Source organism: Candidatus Regiella insecticola LSR1 (assembly GCF_000143625.1).
Classification (GTDB): Bacteria; Pseudomonadota; Gammaproteobacteria; order Enterobacterales; family Enterobacteriaceae; genus Regiella; species Regiella insecticola.
In genome coordinates this window covers 1-247 of the sequence record NZ_GL379701.1, presented here as the reverse complement: position 1 = coordinate 247, position 247 = coordinate 1, and the positions used below count along the sequence as shown (strand labels likewise).

At 55.9% G+C, this 247-nt stretch carries 1 protein-coding gene; it reads right to left on the bottom strand.

What is annotated here, in order from left to right; translation table 11 throughout:
• Nucleotides 1–247: phage portal protein (locus tag REG_RS09555; protein ID WP_039908709.1), on the bottom strand; the 247-nt coding region annotated here is incomplete at both ends.

Sequence of the window (247 nt, the reverse complement as noted above, 5' to 3'; positions counted from 1 at the left end):
AATTCGGCCTGATCTTTAATCGAACCGCGAAGTAATTCGCGCTCGTCGAAGTCAGCCTGATACAATCGACGCTCTTCGCGCGTCAGCAGACACCGAGAAACCGCCTGCTCCCAAGCGATGAACCACGGCGCCAAGCCATAGCGAACGAAGAATTGGCCAAGCGTTTCAATACCGCTACCCCAGGACGTGTCGTCCATCATCAAAAGCGGCCGCGGCACACCAAAAGCGCGCGCAACTTCCTCTATCT